We start from the raw sequence: 14393 nt of genomic DNA, 5'->3' as shown, positions 1-14393 counted from the left end.
GCGCCGCGGGATCGCCGAGGAAGGGCGCTTGCTGCTTGGCAGACCGGAAGCAGGGCTTCCGGTCGCTTGTTAGCGTGGGGAACCGCCGCCGCCTCAAGTAGCCACTCGCTACGCTCGTTGGGCCACTTGACCCGGTCGTCTGCGCACCACTCTCGGAGAGGTCTGGCTAGTTGTGCGAAGGCGCAAAAAGTGGTCCCTGTCCCCACTTATTTCGCTATTTATTTCTAAAAATCAATGAGTTAGCGATAGGATCCGGCTGATAAAAGTGGTCCCTGTCACCACTTTTGCACTTTTGGTCCTCCCAGCGGCGAGCGCCTTTCTCAATCCCCGGCCAGCAGGCTCCTCAGCTTGTAGATCAGCTCCAGCGCCTCGCGCGGGCTGAGCTCGTCGGGGTGGACCTCGGCCAGGGCCGCCTCGATGGCCGAAGGCTCGGCCGGGATCTGCGCCGCGGCCGGCTGTTCCAGCAGCGCCGAGAAAAGCGGCAAATCCTCGGCCAGGCGGCTGACGGCACCGGCCTCATCGCCCTGTTCCAGGGTCTCGAGGATATGCGAAGCCCTGGTCACGACATCACCGGGCAGGCCCGCCAACTTGGCCACCTGGATGCCGTAGCTGCGATCCGTGACGCCGGCCGCCACCTCGTGCAAAAAGACCACCTCGCCCCGCCATTCCTTGACCCGCATGGTGTGGTTGGAAAGCCCAGCCAGGCGCCCCGCCAGTGCCGTCAGTTCGTGGTAGTGGGTGGCGAAAAGGGCCCGGCAGCGGTTGACCTCGTGCAGGTGCTCGATCACCGCCCAGGCGATGGAGAGGCCGTCGAAGGTGGCCGTGCCGCGGCCGATCTCGTCGAGGATGACCAGCGAGCGTTCGCCGGCCTGGTTGAGGATGGCCGCCGTCTCGACCATCTCGACCATGAAGGTGGAGCGCCCCCGAGCCAGGTCGTCGGCGGCGCCGACGCGGCTGAAGAGGCGGTCGACGACGCCCATGCGCACGGCCCGGGCGGGCACGAAGGAGCCCATCTGGGCGAGCACGGCGATGAGCGCGTTCTGGCGCAAGAAAGTGCTCTTGCCGGCCATGTTGGGGCCGGTCAGCAGCCACAGGCGCTGGGCCTCGGCGAGGTCGCAGTCGTTGGCCACGAAGGCCGCGTCCTGGTGCTCCAGCGCCGCCGCCACCACGGCATGGAAGCCGCCCTCGATGGCGAAGCCGGAGCCAAGGTCGACCTGGGGCCGGCAGTAGCGGCGCTCGACGGCGAGCTCGCCCAGGCCGGCCGCCACGTCGATGCGCGCCAGGGCGTCGGCCGCCAAGGCCACCTCGGCGGAGCGTGCCGAGACTTCCCTTAGCAGCGCCTCGAAGATCTCGAGCTCCAGCGCCAGAGCCCGCTCGGCGGCGCTGTTGATGCGGCTTTCGAGATCACCGAGCTCGGTGGTGCTGAAACGCACGGCGTTGGCCATGGTCTGGCGGTGGATGAAGGTTCCTCCCTCGTCCGCCATCAGGCGGTCGGCGTTGCGCGCCGTCACTTCGACGAAATAGCCGAGCACGTTGTTGTGGCGGATCTTGAGGCCGTCGACGCCGGTTTCCTGGGCATAGCGGGCCTGCAGGTTGGCGACGTGGCGCCGGCTTTCGTCGCGTAAGCCCACCAGTTCGTCGAGCGCTTCGTTGTAGCCCGGGGCCACGAATCCGCCGTCCCGGGCCTGGGCCGGCAGCTCCGGCTTCAAGGCGCGCTCCAGCAGATCGACCAGCACCTGGTGCTGGCCGAGATCGCGCCTGCAGTCCGCCAGGCCCCGGGGCAGGCTGCCCAGGCGGGCGCCCTCGAGGGCTTGGCCGAGCGCCGCGGTGGCGGCCAGACCCTGGGCGATGGCCGCCAGGTCGCGGGGCCCGCCCTGGCCCAGCGTAAGCCGATTCAGCGCCCGGCCGATGTCGGGGCAGCGGCGCAAGATGCCGCGCACATCCTCGCGCAGGCGTTCGTCGTCGACGATGGTCTGGACCATGTCGAGGCGCCGGTCTATGGCCTCGGGATCGGTCAGCGGCGCCGCCAGGCGGGCCGCCAAAAGCCGCGCCCCGGCGCCCGTCAGGGTGCGGTCGACGACCGCCAGCAGGCTGCCCTCACGCCGGCCCGAAAGGGTGCGCACGAGTTCGAGATTTCGCCGCGTGGCGGCGTCGATGGCCATCACCGCCCGGGCTTCGATGCGGGCCGGCCGTTTGAGGTTGGGCAGGCGCCCGCGCTGGGTGTCGTCGATGTAGTCGACCAGGGCGCCGAGCGCCGCCAGGTCGGCCCGGGAAAGCGTGCCGAAACCGTCGAGCTCGGCCACGCCATAGAGCGCCTTGAGGCGGCGCTCGCCGCCCTGGCTGTCGAAGCGGGAGCCCGGCAGCACGTTGAGTTGAGCCGCCCGCTCGGCCCAGAGGTCGAAAAATTCGGGCGCCTGGCCAAGCGCCTCGGGCAGCAGGATCTCGCCCGGGTCCAGGCGTTCGAGCTCGGCCGAGAGCGTCTCCGCGGCCAGGGCCATGAACCAGACCTCGCCGGTCGAGATATCGAGCCAAGCCAGCGCTAACTCGCTGCCGGCCCGGGCGATGGCGGCGAGATAGTTGTGCTGGCGGGCATCCAGCAGATCGTCCTCGATGATGGTGCCGGCGGTGATGACGCGCACGGTGCGGCGCTCGACCACCGCCTTGGGCCCGCGCTTCTTGGCCTCGGCCGGGTCCTCGACCTGCTCGCAGACGGCGACGCGAAAGCCCGCCCGGATGAGTTTCCGCAGGTAGTTCTGGTAGGCGTGCACCGGCACGCCGCACATGGGGATGTCGTGGCCCAGGTGTTTGCCGCGTTTGGTCAGCACGATGCCCAGCGCCTGGCTGGCCTGGGCCGCATCGTCGAAGAAGAGTTCGTAGAAATCGCCCATGCGGTAGAACAGCAGACTGTCCGGGTGCTCGGCCTTGAGCGCCAGGTACTGCGCCATCATCGGCGTCACGCCGGTCTTGCCGCGGCCGCCGTCGCGGCCCTTTTTCGCCGCCACCGGCTCAGCCGCCCCCTCCCGCCCTGCTTCTGCCTGCGACATGGCGCGACGGTAGCACAGGGACGGATCAGATGTAGCGTTGCCGTGTACAGGCCAAGGGAAAATGCTTTAGTCTGACGGCTCATAGGGTTATTTGCGCGCCACGCCGAAGGGGGCGGCGCCGCGCCAGTCGAAAAGAACAAAAAGATGGACGAATCCAGCCACGTTTCCGATCAGGAAGCCCTGCTCTTTCACGCCCAGGGCAAACCCGGCAAGATCGAGATCAATCCGACCAAGCCGCTGACCACCCAACGCGACTTGTCGCTGGCCTATTCGCCCGGTGTCGCCGTGCCCTGCCTGGCCATTGCCGAGGATCCCGACCGGGCCTACGATTTCACGGCCAAGGGCAATCTGGTGGCGGTGATCTCCAACGGCAGCGCCGTCCTGGGGCTGGGCGATCTTGGCGCCGTGGCCTCGAAGCCGGTGATGGAAGGCAAGGCGGTGCTCTTTAAGCGCTTCGCCGACGTCGACGCCATCGATCTCGAGATCGACAGCTCGGACGTCGACGAGATCGTCAACTGCGTGCGTTTTTTGGGCGCCAGCTTCGGCGGCATCAACCTGGAAGACATCAAGGCGCCCGAGTGCTTCATCATCGAGCAGCGCCTGCGCGAGGCCATGTCGATCCCGGTTTTCCACGACGACCAGCACGGCACCGCCATCATCGCCATGGCCGGCCTGATCAACGCCCTTGAGCTGACGGGCCGCGACCTGGGCTCGATCCGCATGGTGGTCAACGGCGCCGGCGCCGCCGGCATCGCCTGCATCGAGCTGGTCAAGGCGCTGGGCCTGCCGCACGACAGCGTGGTGGTTTGCGATTCCCGCGGCGTCATCTACCAGGGCCGCGAAGACGGCATGAACCAGTGGAAATCGGCCCACGCCGCGACCACCGAGGCGCGTACGCTGGCCGAGGTCATGAAGGGTGCCGACGTCTTCTTCGGGCTCTCCATGAAGGGCGCGCTGACGCCGGAAATGGTGACTGACATGGCGGCCAAGCCGATCATCTTCGCCATGGCCAATCCCGATCCCGAGATCACGCCGGAAGAGGTGGCGGCGGTGCGTGACGACGCCATCATGGCCACCGGCCGGTCCGACTACCCCAACCAGGTCAACAACGTGCTGGGCTTTCCCTACATCTTCCGCGGCGCCCTCGACGTCCGCGCCACCACCATCAACGACGACATGAAGATCGCCGCCGCCGAGGCCCTGGCGGCCCTGGCCCGCGAGGACGTGCCCGACGAAGTGGCGGCGGCCTATCCCGGCGAGCGCCAGCACTACGGCCCCGACTACATCATCCCGGCACCCTTCGATCCCCGGCTGATCTCCGACATTCCGCCGGCGGTGGCCCAGGCGGCCATGGATTCAGGCGTAGCGCGCCGCCCCATCTTCGACATGGAGGGCTACCGCAACCAGTTGCGTGCCCGCCTCGATCCCATCGCCGGACCCTTGCAGATCATCTTCGACCGGGTTCGCGCCGAGCCCCGCCGCGTGGTCTTCGCCGAGGGCGAGGAGGAACGAGTCATCCGGGCCGCCGTGGCCTTCGGCCAGGCCGGCTATGGCCAGCCCATCCTGGTCGGCCGCTCGGAAATCATTCACGCCGCCATGGATCGGCTGGGCCTGGGCCAGCCGGCGGGCATCGAGATCGTCGACCCGGCCGACAGCAGTCGGGGCGAAGTCTACACCGATTTTCTCTACCGCCGGCTGCAGCGCCGCGGCGTCCTGCAGCGCGACTGCCGGCGCATGGTCAGCGTCTTCCGCACCGTTTTCGCGGCCTGCATGGTGGCCCAGAACGACGCCCACGCCATGATCGCCGGGCTGACGCGCTCCTACACCGAGGTCTACGAGGATATCCGCCGCGTGCTCGACCCCAAGCCCGGCTATCGGCCTTTCGGTTTGGCCGTGCTGGTAGCCCACGGCCGCACCGTCTTCATCTCCGACGCCACGGTGCACGAGTTGCCCTCGGCCGAGGAGATCGCCGGCATCGCCGTGCAGAGCGCCGAGGCGGCGCGGCGCTTCGGGCATGAGCCCCGGGTGGCGCTGCTGTCGTTCTCCAACTTCGGCAATCCGCAGCATGAACGCGGCGACCGGGTGCGGGGCGCTGTGGAGATCCTCGACGGTCGCGATGTCGACTTCGAGTATGACGGCGAAATGTCGGCCGACGTGGCGCTGAATGTGGAGCGCCTGGCCCACTATCCCTTCTGCCGCCTGACGGGCCCGGCCAACGTGCTGGTGATGCCCGGGCTGCACGCCGCCAACATCGCCTCGAAACTACTGCAGGAGCTGGGCGGCGGCACCCTGCTGGGGCCGCTGATGATGGGCCTCGACAAGTCGGCCCAAATCGTCCAGATGGGCGCCACGGTGACCGATCTGGTCAACATGGGGGCGCTGGCGGCCCACGAGACGATTGCCTGAACCGGATCTCGGTAAACGAGATCCGGTTCAGGTTTTCTTTGACCCTCGCCGGGCGGGCGCATCCGCGCCCCTGGCCTCCGCCCCCATCCCGGGGGCGGCTTAGCGCTGCCGCCAAATGTGTTTGTTGCTGCTTGGTCTTGGTGCAACGGGAGCAACGCGACCCGCCGCCACTGCGGCGCGCCCGCGCAGGCTGGGGACCGAAGGTCCGCCGCCGTGAGCGACAAGAACCTGATCGGAGGCCATGCAATGGCCTCCGATCAGGCGGCTTTGTCCTCCACTACCAGAGTCCGCCCCAGAACCTTGAGGGCTTTTTCCACCTGCCCGATGTGAGGGCGACGGTCCGGGTTCAACAGCTTCCGCACCGCGCTTTCGCTAGAGCATTTCAAGTTTTGTTGGCATCGCCCGGCCACCCGCTCCTGCGGGTTTTCGACGCGATTTCGGTGCGCTTTGCCAAACTTCCGCCAGGCCAAAGGTTTCAGAGCCAGCTCACGGCCTGGTCGAAGGGATGGCGCTTGCCGCCGTGTTCCGGTACCTGGCAATCTTCTGCCGGGTAGCCGCAGACCAAAAGGATGTAGGGCTTCTCATTGTCGGGGCGGCCGCAGATTTCATTCAGGAATGCCATCGGGCTCGGCGTGTGGGTCAGGGTGGCCAAGCCGGCGGTATGTAGGGCGGCAATCAGGAATCCAGATGCGATACCTACCGATTCCGGGACGTAATAGTGTTTGACCTTGCGGCCATCCGAAAGGACGCCGTGACGTTGGGCAAAAATGGCGATCAGGGTGGCGTGCTCGAGGAAAGGTTTGTGTTCGTCGGTGCCAAGCGGCGACAGGGCGTCGAGCCATTCCTCCGGCGCCCGGCCGCCATAGAACTCCCGCTCCTCTTCTTCCGCCGCCAGGCGGATCTCACGTTTCTTGTCCGGATTCGTGATGACGACAAAATGCCAGGGCTGCAGATTGGCGCCCGACGGTGCGCTGATCGCCGTTGCCAGAGCATCCGCGATAACCTCTTTGGGCACCGGCCTTTCGGCATACTGCCGCACGCTGCGGCGGCGCTTCATCAAGGCCAGGAACTCGGCCGAGCGGCGTTTCATTTCGTCGGCTGGAAATTCCTCGTAGCCCTGCAGGGGCTGCCATACCGGTTGCTCCGCGGTCATTGCGCCTCGCCTACTTGGAATAATCAGGTGGGGTTGTATAGCCGCCTGCGGCAAACTTTACAAATACACAACTATCACTTGCGGGCTCGCCCGGCCCCCGGCAGCGCCGGATTTCCTCCGGCAACGAACCAAAAGGCGGTGAAAGCGGAAATGCCGGCGGGGAGGTCAGCTTGCAGGGGCAAAGCGGGCGTGGCGGACGCCGCTCCGATCCGTCGTTCATAGCCAAAAAGAGACACGAAAGCCAACGCGGCAAGGTAAGAATCTCGGCCCCGCTTTGCTGGAAATGGACGATCCACACTCCCATACCTTGCGTAGCCGAGAGTGTAGTGGCGCACAGTGTTCTGGTGTGTGCGCCAAACAATCCGGGAAGAAAGGACTGGTTGATGGGCGAAGACCCCGCGTCGGTGAAGTGCTTGTACGGCGTTAGCCTGAGAAGCCAATGGCTTGGTGGATTTCGCGAGCCAGATCGGGGGCCGAAATCGGTTTGGACAGCACCTTGACGGCACCTACCTGGAGACTGACCTCGCGCAGCATGGAATCGGAGTCGCCGGTCAGGATGAGCACCGGTATGCCCGATATTTCGGGTCGTTTGTGGCGTCTGATCCGGTTGCAGAATTCCATGCCATCTACTTTTTCCATGTGCAGATCACAAATCACGACATCGGGTAGGTTGGCTTGCGGCGCTTCAAGAAGCTGCATCGCCACTTCGCCATCCTCGGCCTCAATGACGTTGCTGATTCCAGATTTGTTCAGAAGTCCCCGGACGATTTTGCGCATGGTGCGCTGGTCATCGACGATCAAAGCCTGAATATCCGTCATCCAAGCGTCGCTGTTCACCGGTGTGTATTCGTTGGTCAAGACGGGAGTGTCATAGTTTTTGCCCCCTTCGGCAACCGCGCTGTCTGGATTTGATCGTCTTCGATCAAGGCTTCCAGATCGATGGTTTTGTGTCCCGTTTTGCCGGCGGTTGGCCTTTTGGTGACAATAAGGCCGACACGATGGTACAGCTCGCCAGGATGCCATTCAACCATGGCGATGACGCGGCTTTTCTTGTTCCACGATCCAGCCTGATAGCTGAAGCTGGCATGGAAAAGGCGGACATGGTTTGGAGGACGGCCAACGGGGCACGTCAGCAGATGGGCGATGCACTCCTGGAGAACCTTGTTCGCCTTGAGGCGGATGACGTACAGGAAACCCTCGTCCTCCAGAAACTCATAAATGTCCGGTGCGGCGAAGGCGGCATCACCTCGGAAATAGCGACGCAAGGAACACCGCTTCAGATCACCAAACTTGTTGAACAGGAGCAGCGGGCGATAGGGGTTGATGTCTCTTCTGGGTCAACTCCAGACCAACCGCGCGCCCTCCTGGCGCGCCCGGAGTCGGGGGCAAACCGGACGATGATAAACAAATTCCAACATTGACGTGCGAACGACACGGGTCAAGGTATGAACTGGCTCGTTCCGGCTCGTTGAGTGACCAAGATTGAACGCCGAACGCCATGAGAATTAGCATCCCGCCTTCGGATCAACGCAATTCTCTTTATCTATTGGCGAGATTCCTGGCGACCCCCGAGTGTACGCAGAAATTCGCTCATACGTGCTTCCAGTATGCTTCCAGAACAAGAACTGCCCGTGTATTTCGAATCCAAAAAACCTCAAAATCAATAATGATTTCAAGAGGTTAAGTGGTTGCGCGGGAGGGGGGGGGATTCGAACCTGCGACCTCCAGGTTAGAAGCCTGACCGTCGCGGATCCCCGCCAATGGCATCCGATCACGGCAGCAGCATGCCGCGGATGGTGAAATAGAAAACCGACGAGATGGCCGCCGCCAGCGGCACCGTGACCAGCCAGGCGGCGACGATGGTGGTGACGTGCTCGCGCCGCACCAGGCGGCGCTTGCGGGCCTTCTTTTGCTTTTTCTTGAGCTTCTTGCCCAGCGCCTCGGCGTCGGCCTGGGCCAGCTCGGCGTCCGGCTCCCAGTTCTCCAGGGCGGCCTCGGCAGCGCCCGGCGGCAGGGCCGGGCTGATTCTGGGCTGACGCCAGTTGACCAGCCACTCGCGGAAGAAGCCGACGCCGAAGATGGCGCCCACGGCAATGTGGGTCGAGCTCACCGGCAGGCCCAGCGCCGAGGCCACGATGACCGTGATCGAGGCGGCCAGGGCGACGGTGAAGGCCCGCATGCGGTCGAGCTTGGTGATCTTGCTGCCCACCGTGCGCACCAGCTTGGGACCAAACAGCACCAGCCCGGCCGAGATGCCCAAGGCACCCACCACCAGCACCCAATAGGGGATATCGACCTTGGTGGCGATCTCGCCCGAATAGACGGTGCTGACGATGGCGGCCAGCGGCCCGACGGCATTGGCCACGTCGTTGGCGCCGTGGGCAAACGAGAGCAGCGCCGCCGAACAAATGAGCGGAATGGTAAAGAGCCGGCCCACCGACTTGCGCTTGTTCTCGAGATTTTCGGCGGCCCGCGCCACCACCGGCTTGACCAAAACGTAGGCCGCCACCAGGGCACAGAGCGCGATCAGCAGCACGATTTCGGTATCCGGCTGCCAGACCCGCGTCAGCCCCTTCATGACGATATAAGCGGAGAAGGTCGCCGCCATGATGGCCACGAACACCGGCACCCAGCGCTTGGCGGCGGCGATCTTGTCGTCCTGGAAGACGATCAAATACTTGATGGCGGCCAGGAAGGCGGCCGCGACGATGCCGCCCAACACGGGTGAGATCACCCAGCTGGCGGCGATCTTGGCCATGGTCGTCCAGTTCACCGCGGCCCAGCCGGCGGCGGCGATACCGGCCCCCATGACGCCGCCGACGATGGAATGGGTGGTCGAGACCGGGGCGCCGAAAAAGGTCGCCAGGTTGATCCACACCGCGGCCGCCAGCAATGCCCCCATCATGGCCCAGGTGAAGGTCGCCGCATCGGCGATGCCGGCCGGATCGATGATGCCCTTGGAGATGGTCTTGACGACGTCGCCGCCGGCCAGGATGGCACCGCTGGCCTCGAAGACGGCGGCGATGACCAGGGCGCCGGCCATGGTCAGGGCCTCGGAGCCGACCGCCGGCCCGATGTTGTTGGCGACGTCGTTGGCGCCGATGTTGAGCGCCATGTAGCCGCCGATGACGCCGGCCGCGACCACCAGCGCACCGCCCTCGACGCCGACGGTGTGAATGGTCAGCAGGGCCCCGATAAGCAGCAGGAAAAGCACCGAGACGCCGAACTTGAGGTTCTGCTGGCCGGCCTGGGCGGCGGCCTTCTCAATCCGGCCAAACCGCTTGAGATCCTTGTCGAGAGTCTTGGTCTTGACCATGCCGGTACCGAACGGGACGCCCGGGGGCGCCGGTCAATCGTAGCGCAGGCTGTTTGCCACAGCTTGGGGGGGTTGTCGAGGGCGAAAAAAACCGCCGGGCAGGCGCCCGACGGCTCAGCCGGTTGCCCGCCGCGGCGAGCTTTGGATCATTTCAAGTTTTGTTGGAATCGCCCGGCCAACCGGACACGAGCCCGGACTCCACGATTTCGTGTCGGCGGCTCAGCCGCTCGACGGCTCGGCCGCTCGACGTCTCAGCCGCCGTTTTCTTTTTTCGTCTGCTTTTCCGTACCGGCGACGCTCTGGCCGGCGGGCTGGGTCGTGGTGACGGTCAGCGAGCTATCGTTGGAAGCGAGGGCCTGCTTCTTGTGGCCGACGCAATCGGCCTGGGCGACCTGGGCAGCGCCGGCCAGGGCCAGCGAGGCCGCAACCACGGCAAGTGTGAGCATACGCATGGTCATTCTCCCCCAATCAGGAATCCCCAGCTTAGCTTGCCCGGCTCAGGCCCGCAACTCGGCCAGCAGATCCCGGTAGGTGGCCTCGGCCGGGCCGCCGAAGCAGGCGAAGACGATGCGCCGGACGCCGCCATCGCCATCCAGGTGGGTCTGCGCGGCTTTGATGGCGATGCGGCTGGCCGGCTCGAAGGGATAGCCGTAGGCGCCGGTGCTGATCGAGGGAAAGGCGATGGAGCCAAACCCGTGTGCTTCGGCCAGTTGCAACGAAGCGGCATAGCAGGCGCGCAAAAGCTCCGGCTCACCCGCCTGGCCGCCGCTCCAAATCGGCCCCACGGTGTGGATGACGTGGCGCGCGCGAAGGCGGTAACCGGCGGTGATCTTGGCCTCGCCGGTGGCGCAGCCGCCCAGGGTTCGGCACTCTGCCTTGAGTTCGGGCCCGGCGGCGGCGTGGATGGCGCCGTCGACACCGCCGCCGCCCAAGAGCGAATTGTTGGCGGCGTTGACGATGGCGTCGACGGCGAGCGCCGTGATGTCGCCTTCCAGGATCTCGATGGCTTCGGGCATGGCTGCCAGCTTGATCCCCCGCAGCCCCAGGCGTCAACGCCATTGACCGGCCCCCGGGTTCTGCCCATCGTGCCGTTCATGGCTTGTCAGATCTGCCGCGCCGAGGATACCGCGCCCTTCGCCGAAAAGGACGGCTGCACGCTGCTCTGCTGCCGCGTTTGCGGTTTCGTTTTCATGCATCCGCCACCCGATGCCGAGACCGTGGGCGAGCTCTACGACGACGCCTACCAGGGCGCCGCGGCCGGCTACTTCGCCAAGGTCGAGAAGAAGCTCAGGCGCGCCCGGCGGCAGCTGCGCTGGCTCGGCCGTCTGGCGCCCTCGGGGCGTTTTCTCGACGCCGGCTGCAACGGCGGCTTCGTGGCCGAGGCGGCACGCCAGGCCGGATACGCAGCCTTTGGCGTCGATCCCGACCCGGTCTCCATCGCCTACGCCCGGGAACACTATCGGGGGATAGATTTTCACCAGGGCACCCTGGAGGAATACCCGGCAAGCCGGCCCTTCGACCTGGTCTACTGCTCGGAAGTGATCGAGCACGCGCCCGACGTCAACCGCTTCGCGGCGGCGCTGGCGGACCTGCTGCGCCCGGGTGGCGTGCTCTATCTCACCACCCCCGACATCTCGCACTGGCGCCGGCCGCGCGACGTGCTGGCCTGGGACGCTTTTTGTCCGCCGGCGCATTGCGTTTATTTCAGCCCTGGCAACCTGGCCACGTTGCTGGCGCGGCACGGCTTCGAGATCGTCAGGCGACGGCCGAACCTCAAGCCCGGCATCAAGCTGATTGCGCGGAAACGTTAACTATTTGGCCGCACGGCCGAGCCGGGCCGCGTCAGCCACCAGAGAATCAAAAGCCCGGGCACGGCGCCGACGGCGGTAAAGATGAAAAAGTCGGTCCAGGCCAGGGCCTCGGCAACGAAGCCCGAGCCGGCCGAGAGCAACGTCCTGGGCAGCGCAAACAGCGACGACAGCAGCGCATACTGGGTGGCCGTGTAGGCCACGTTGCAAAGGCTGGAGAGGTAGGCCACGAAGACGGCAGTGCCCATGCCGCCGGCCAGGTTCTCGATGCCGATGGTCAGGGCGAGAAAAGCCACCGAGTGGCCCACTTCGGCCTGCACGGCGAACATCAGGTTCGAGGCGAGCTGCAGGATGCCGCAAATCCACAGGCTGCGGATCATGCCGGCAGCGCCCAGCAGCCAGCCGCCCAGGGCCAGCCCGGCGATGGTGGCGGCGAAACCGAAGAGCTTGTTGACGTTGGCGATCTCGACCTTGGTGAACCCGAGCTCGACCAGGAAGGGCATCGTCATCACCCCGGCCAGCGAATCGCCGAGCTTGTAGAAAATCACGAAACCCAGCACCAGCGCGGCCAGCCAGCCCCGCGACGAGACGAATTCCAGGAACGGGCTGGCGACGTTGACGTAGAGCCAGGGGACAACCCGGCCCAGGTGGCGAAAGGCTGCCGCCTCGGCCTGGCGGCGCTCGATCTCGGCGGCGCCGCTGACCTCGGGTTCGGGATTGAGCAGCACCGTGATCATGCCCACCAGCATCAGCGCCGCCATCACTCCGTAGGCCGCGAACCAGTCGCTGGCCGCGGCCAGGTAAAGCGCGCCGGCGCCCGAGACCAGCATGGCCACGCGGTAGCCGAAAACCAATACCGCGGCGCCGGCGGCGTACTGACGTTCTTCCAGGATCTCGACCCGGTAGGCGTCGATGACGATGTCCTGGCTGGCCGAGAAAAAGGCGACGATCAGTGCCAGCAAGGCCGTCAGGCCGGGCGCCGCGACCGGATCTTGCGCCCCCAGCGCCAGGATCCCCAGCATCAGTGCCAGCTGGCAACCCAGCATCCAGCCCCGCCGCCGGCCCAAAAGGCGCGAGAGCCCGGGCAGCGGCGCCCGGTCCATCAGCGGCGCCCAGAGGAATTTCAGCGCATAGGGCGTGCCCAGCGCGGCGAAAAGCCCGATCGTGCCCTTTTGCACCCCCGATTCGGCCAGCCAAACGGTCAGCGTCGAAAACGTGAGCGCCAGCGGCAAGCCGCTGGAGAAGCCCAGGAACAAGAGCGCCAACAGGCGCCGATCGCGATAGACCGACGCCGCGGCCAGCCAGGCTTGCACGGAAACCGCTTCCCTGCGCCGCCCCTAACCCTTGGGAGCCACGTCGAGCACCCCGATGATGCCCTCGGTGGCCGCGTTCAGCGCCGGATAGCGGGCCAGTACCAGAGGATCGTGCCCCGGGATGATGTGTTTACCCGTTTCGGCATGGCTCTTGATTTTGTCGTAGCCGGCGATCATGTCGGCCACGCTGAAGACGATGGGGAAGGGCTTGGTGGCTTCGAGATTTTCATAAAAATGTGTCGAATCCGAGGCCAGCACGACCCAGCCCCGCTTGGTCAGCACGCGCACGAACATCATGCCCATGGTGTGGCCGCCGACCTTGTGCACCGTGATGCCGGGCGCGATCTGCTCGTCGCCGTCGTGGAAGACGACGCGCCCCTCAAACAGCCGCCGCACCATGCCCACCACATGGTCGCAAGAGAAGGCCATGCGGAAGGGCTGCGCGCACATGTGGCGCCCGGTGGCGAACTGCATCTCGGAATCTTGGACGTGAAAGCGGGCGGCGGGAAAGTCGTCGAGCGTGCCGGCATGGTCGTAGTGCATATGCGTGATGATGACGTCCTCGACCGTGGCCGCATCGATGCCCAGCATCTCCAACCCCTCACGCGGCAACCGGTCGAGCTGGCGCCCGCGTATCTTGGCCTCGGCAAAATCAAACCCAGCGTCGACCACGATGGTGCGGTTCTCATTACGGATGGCCCAGACGAAGTAGTCGATGGGCATGGGCGAGGCGTGGTCGTCGTCGATGATGAAGTTATCGCGGCGAAAGCGGTTCTCGACCATCGAGCCGTACTTGACGGCAAAGATTTCATAGATTTCCGGGTCACTCATTCTCCGCCTCCTCCCTGGGCTGGCTCGGGGGAGCAGCTTAGCGCGGATTGGCGGGTTCCACACATGCCAACCGCCGACAAGTCCAATCTCATGTTTTAGGTGCTTCGTTGTTACCAAGGGAAATAGCTGGGAGAGCGCCACATCCAAAGTCAATGCACTTTGACACTGGTAACGGCCCAGTTCCTACCTCGAATTATCGTGAAATCACCCATGCTAATGTTTTGATGCGAAACTCTATCGGTCCGAAAATGCCTCGGAACATGTGGGTCGCGGCCAGCCAAAAGGTTTAAGAACGATGTTTTGCCGGTGCCTTCTGCTCCAAGAACAAAAATATCGGCCGTCGCTTGTTGCGGTGTTGGCGTTGTAGACCAAGGGCATTTGATCCCCCATTTCCCAGATGAACTCGTTAATCGATGCCCTGAGATGGAGATTATGCTATAAGAATCAATATGTTGAGGAGTTGATGGAGTGGTTGGCATGGCACACCCGATGGGTGAATCGAAACGGGACGGACTTCGGGTC

10 protein-coding genes and 1 pseudogene are annotated in these 14393 nt (G+C 65.1%); 2 read left to right on the top strand and 9 right to left on the bottom strand.

Annotated elements, in window-relative coordinates; genetic code table 11:
• Positions 1–320: 320 nt before the first annotated feature.
• The gene (mutS, locus tag QGG75_21765) at positions 321–2948 is read right to left on the bottom strand and encodes a DNA mismatch repair protein MutS (protein ID MDP6069854.1); all 2628 of its coding nucleotides are present in this window, start codon (positions 2946–2948) and stop codon (positions 321–323) included.
• Positions 2949–3188: 240 nt separating this feature from the next.
• Here mutS and QGG75_21760 point away from each other — a divergent pair, with 240 nt between their 5' ends.
• On the top strand, positions 3189–5450 hold the full coding sequence (locus tag QGG75_21760) for an NADP-dependent malic enzyme (protein MDP6069853.1): 2262 nt from the start codon (positions 3189–3191) through the stop codon (positions 5448–5450).
• Between the two features lie 475 nt (positions 5451–5925).
• Here the strand turns inward: QGG75_21760 and QGG75_21755 are convergent, their stop codons facing one another.
• From QGG75_21755 to QGG75_21730, 6 genes and pseudogenes are all read right to left on the bottom strand, one after another.
• Entirely contained in the window at positions 5926–6603 is a 678-nt protein-coding gene (locus QGG75_21755) for a nitroreductase family protein (GenBank protein ID MDP6069852.1), read from the bottom strand.
• 423 nt (positions 6604–7026) lie between these two features.
• A complete protein-coding gene (locus QGG75_21750; protein MDP6069851.1) occupies positions 7027–7461 on the bottom strand; it encodes a response regulator in 435 nt (144 codons plus the stop codon).
• A 119-nt stretch (positions 7462–7580) separates the two neighbouring features.
• Positions 7581–7904, bottom strand: a pseudogene (locus tag QGG75_21745) (transposase).
• Positions 7905–8374: 470 nt separating this feature from the next.
• A complete protein-coding gene (locus QGG75_21740) occupies positions 8375–9919 on the bottom strand; it encodes an anion permease (protein ID MDP6069850.1) in 1545 nt (514 codons plus the stop codon).
• 251 nt (positions 9920–10170) lie between these two features.
• On the bottom strand, positions 10171–10371 hold the full coding sequence (locus QGG75_21735) for a hypothetical protein (GenBank protein ID MDP6069849.1): 201 nt from the start codon (positions 10369–10371) through the stop codon (positions 10171–10173).
• Positions 10372–10416: 45 nt separating this feature from the next.
• Positions 10417–10935, bottom strand: a complete 519-nt coding sequence (locus QGG75_21730) for an O-acetyl-ADP-ribose deacetylase (GenBank protein ID MDP6069848.1) — start codon at positions 10933–10935, stop codon at positions 10417–10419.
• Positions 10936–11013: 78 nt separating this feature from the next.
• On the opposite strand from QGG75_21730, the gene QGG75_21725 reads away from it, so the two are divergent.
• Positions 11014–11730, top strand: a complete 717-nt coding sequence (locus QGG75_21725; protein ID MDP6069847.1) for a class I SAM-dependent methyltransferase — start codon at positions 11014–11016, stop codon at positions 11728–11730.
• Here QGG75_21725 and QGG75_21720 read toward each other — a convergent pair.
• Together QGG75_21720 and QGG75_21715 are read right to left on the bottom strand one after the other, a co-directional pair.
• Positions 11727–13040, bottom strand: coding sequence for an AmpG family muropeptide MFS transporter (locus tag QGG75_21720; protein ID MDP6069846.1), 1314 nt, complete (start codon positions 13038–13040; stop codon positions 11727–11729). The two genes, QGG75_21725 and QGG75_21720, sit on opposite strands and share 4 nt — an antisense overlap.
• A 24-nt stretch (positions 13041–13064) precedes the next feature.
• Positions 13065–13871 (bottom strand): N-acyl homoserine lactonase family protein, encoded by an 807-nt coding sequence (locus QGG75_21715; GenBank protein MDP6069845.1) that lies wholly within the window; start codon positions 13869–13871, stop codon positions 13065–13067.
• Positions 13872–14393: the final 522 nt, after the last annotated feature.

It is taken from the genome of Alphaproteobacteria bacterium, assembly GCA_030740435.1.
Taxonomy (GTDB): domain Bacteria; phylum Pseudomonadota; class Alphaproteobacteria; order UBA2966; family UBA2966.
Note: the sequence above shows the minus strand (reverse complement) of the source record. Positions and strands in the feature narration are given on the sequence as shown.

Bases quoted from the DNA above. Each gene is read 5' to 3' on its own strand.
- mutS (MDP6069854.1), bottom strand. From the start codon at position 2,948: ATGATGGCGCAGTACCTGGCGCTCAAGGCCGAGCACCCGGACAGTCTG.
- QGG75_21760 (MDP6069853.1), top strand. From the start codon at position 3,189: ATGGACGAATCCAGCCACGTTTCCGATCAGGAAGCCCTGCTCTTTCAC.
- QGG75_21755 (MDP6069852.1), bottom strand. From the start codon at position 6,603: ATGACCGCGGAGCAACCGGTATGGCAGCCCCTGCAGGGCTACGAGGAA.
- QGG75_21740 (MDP6069850.1), bottom strand. From the start codon at position 9,919: ATGGTCAAGACCAAGACTCTCGACAAGGATCTCAAGCGGTTTGGCCGG.
- QGG75_21735 (MDP6069849.1), bottom strand. From the start codon at position 10,371: ATGCGTATGCTCACACTTGCCGTGGTTGCGGCCTCGCTGGCCCTGGCC.
- QGG75_21730 (MDP6069848.1), bottom strand. From the start codon at position 10,935: ATGCCCGAAGCCATCGAGATCCTGGAAGGCGACATCACGGCGCTCGCC.
- QGG75_21725 (MDP6069847.1), top strand. From the start codon at position 11,014: ATGGCTTGTCAGATCTGCCGCGCCGAGGATACCGCGCCCTTCGCCGAA.
- QGG75_21715 (MDP6069845.1), bottom strand. From the start codon at position 13,871: ATGAGTGACCCGGAAATCTATGAAATCTTTGCCGTCAAGTACGGCTCG.